The organism is Saccharopolyspora sp. NPDC002686, from assembly GCF_040295745.1.
GTDB classification, from domain to species: domain Bacteria; phylum Actinomycetota; class Actinomycetes; order Mycobacteriales; family Pseudonocardiaceae; genus Saccharopolyspora; species Saccharopolyspora oryzae.
The window spans coordinates 1-2322 of sequence record NZ_JBEOVY010000592.1; the positions used below are offsets into that span (position 1 = coordinate 1).

The window sequence follows — 2322 nt, forward strand, 5'->3', positions numbered from 1 at the left end:
CCCCACTGCGAAGCCTGTCCGGGGCTTGTGTTTGTTGGGGGGTGTGGGGGGCCTCCCCCCCCAAAACCACTCACGAACCCAGCCCCGCTCCAAACCGGCGGTGAACGACGCCCACTGCCCGGCCGTGAAAACGCGCGTGCCGTGGCAGGCTGACCGCTTAAGCGCGCTCAGAGCCGGAGATGCGCAGCCTCGCTGGAAGACGGGAGTGAGATCTTGGCGTACAGCCATCGCCTGGCCACGTCGGAAGACCTGCCCACGATCGTCGACATCTACAACTCTGCGATCCCGAGCAAAGCGGCAACCTGCGATATCGAACCGGTGACCGTGGCCTCCCGGAAGGAATGGCTCGAAGCCTCGGACCCCCAACGGCGGCCCATCTGGGTTGGCCACGAAACAGACGCCCCGCACACGGTGACCGGATACCTGTCCTTCGAACCGTTTCTGAACGGACGCCGGGGATACGACGCAACAGCCGACTTGGCCGTGTACCTGCACCGCGATCACCGTGGCCGAGGGCAGGGCACGTACCTGCTGCGCGAAGCGATCGCCCACGCCCCGAAGCTCGGAATCCGAAACATCGCCACAACGATCTTCGCCAGCAACGAGCCCAGCATCCGGCTCTTCCGGGCCCACGGGTTCGAGGAATGGGGCCGGCTCCCACGCGTGGCCGACCTCGACGGTGTGGTCCAAGACGTCGTCTTCGTTGGACGGCCGGTCGGCGAATGACGACTACCACTGCGCGAAATGAACCTGCCTGAGCAGATCAGGACTCATGAGCCGCGATCGATGCTCCGCAACTGCCCCATCCAGGTCGTGCTCCCCGTTTGGAGCGAACCGACCGCGGCCTGACCAGCGGCTTCCGTTCGTGAGCACTTTGGGGCGCCATAGCACCCCAAACCACTCACGAAACCCAGCCCAGCTTCAAACCGGCAGTGAACGCCGCAGCCCTGCCTCATGCAAAGCCTTGTTGAACAGCCCAAATGCAGCTTGGCCGCCGAGTGGGAACCGTGAGTACTTTGGGCTGCTATAGCGGCCCAAAAGACTCACGGGAACTCAGCCCCGCTTCAAACCGGCGGTGAACGACGCCCACTGCCCGGGCGTGAAAACGAGCGTGCCACCGTGACGGTCCTTCGTGTCGCGCACACCGACCGCTCCGGTCGTCACTGCGACCTCCACGCAGTGGGCATTGTCTGCGCTGCGGCTCGACTTCCGCCAGTTCTCAGCCACGTGCAGTCCAGCCGCCTGAATGTTGCTCATGAATGCAACTGTAGTCCGGCTTCACAACTTGCTGGAAGCCTTTCTGATCAGCTCAAACGATTCCTCGCGACTGAGCGAGACCGACATTGCACCGGAAAGCGCAATGGAGTACTCCCGGATCGTCACAGCATCAGAGGTGAGCTGGGTTGACGTGATCGATTCTTGCCAGAGCACGCTGGGCAGCTGCTCGTCGGGGAACCCCAGCAGGACGAAGGCCGAGCCACCCAAAGCGTCGTACGCAGCAGCTTCGAACGGCACGATGCGAACCTCGACGGACTCAGGGCGCTCGTCGATGAGCGTTGCCAGGTGCTCAAGCTGTCCCTTTAGGACAGCTGCGCCACCGATCTGCTGCCTGATCACCGCTTCACTCATGATCGAGCAGAACTGGACCGGGTCGTCATCGGTCAGGCGACGCTGCCGGAACAGACGGCAGCGCAACCGCCGATCCGTTTCAGCAAGACGCAGATTGGGACTGCCGGATTCGATGATCGCCCGCGCATATTCGTCGGTCTGAAGCAGGCCGCTGACGATGTTGCACGCGTAGGCGTGGATGCGCTCGGCGCCGTGTTCCAACCCGAAGAAGCGGATCAGGTCCGGATTGGAGAACAGTGTCGAGTACTTCGTCCACCAGCCACGTTCGGTTGCCGACCGAGCTGGACTGGCTCTCCCCGACCTGCGCCACCTGCTGGGACGAAGCCCGGGCGCGCCGCGACGCAGTGGAACGGGAGGCGGATGCCCAGTGATTGCAACCGTTCTCGTCTTGGTGCACGCAGCAGGAAACCTGTTGGCGTTTCTGGGAGTTGCCGCAGCTGCGTTCGCAGTGGTCGCGCTGCTGCCGGTGCGCGGTGGTCAGGGCCAGCACTCGGGTTCAGGACCGGGATCCTTGATGGTGTGGCAACTCGTCGACGCGGCAGCGCCCGAACCCCGAGATCCCGAGCCTCCCGACTCCCATCCCCCGGAATCCATCGAGTGGCCAACGGAGGACTACGTCGGTCGTCAGCCACGCAGAACGCGGTCGGCCATGACGGTTCCTTTCACTTCGGCCCGGGGCCGAGCCCGAGCGGT

The 2322-nt window shown here is 64.0% G+C and carries 4 protein-coding genes; 2 read left to right on the forward strand and 2 right to left on the reverse strand.

Features of this window, described 5'->3' with window-relative positions; translation table 11 throughout:
- The first annotated feature begins 213 nt into the window (after nucleotides 1-213).
- The gene (locus ABTZ89_RS38005; RefSeq protein ID WP_351054166.1) at nucleotides 214-726 is read left to right on the forward strand and encodes a GNAT family N-acetyltransferase; all 513 of its coding nucleotides are present in this window, start codon (nucleotides 214-216) and stop codon (nucleotides 724-726) included.
- 327 nt (nucleotides 727-1053) lie between these two features.
- Here ABTZ89_RS38005 and ABTZ89_RS38010 read toward each other — a convergent pair whose 3' ends face one another.
- Nucleotides 1054-1257, reverse strand: a complete 204-nt coding sequence (locus tag ABTZ89_RS38010) for a DUF397 domain-containing protein (RefSeq protein ID WP_351054169.1) — start codon at nucleotides 1255-1257, stop codon at nucleotides 1054-1056.
- 21 nt (nucleotides 1258-1278) lie between these two features.
- Nucleotides 1279-1830, reverse strand: a complete 552-nt coding sequence (locus ABTZ89_RS38015; protein WP_351054171.1) for a DUF5753 domain-containing protein — start codon at nucleotides 1828-1830, stop codon at nucleotides 1279-1281.
- Nucleotides 1831-1865: 35 nt separating this feature from the next.
- On the opposite strand from ABTZ89_RS38015, the gene ABTZ89_RS38020 reads away from it, so the two are divergent.
- Nucleotides 1866-2000 carry a hypothetical protein gene (locus tag ABTZ89_RS38020; RefSeq protein ID WP_351054174.1) on the forward strand — a complete coding sequence of 45 codons (135 nt, stop codon included), beginning with the start codon at nucleotides 1866-1868 and terminating at the stop codon, nucleotides 1998-2000.
- The last annotated feature ends 322 nt before the right edge of the window (nucleotides 2001-2322 follow it).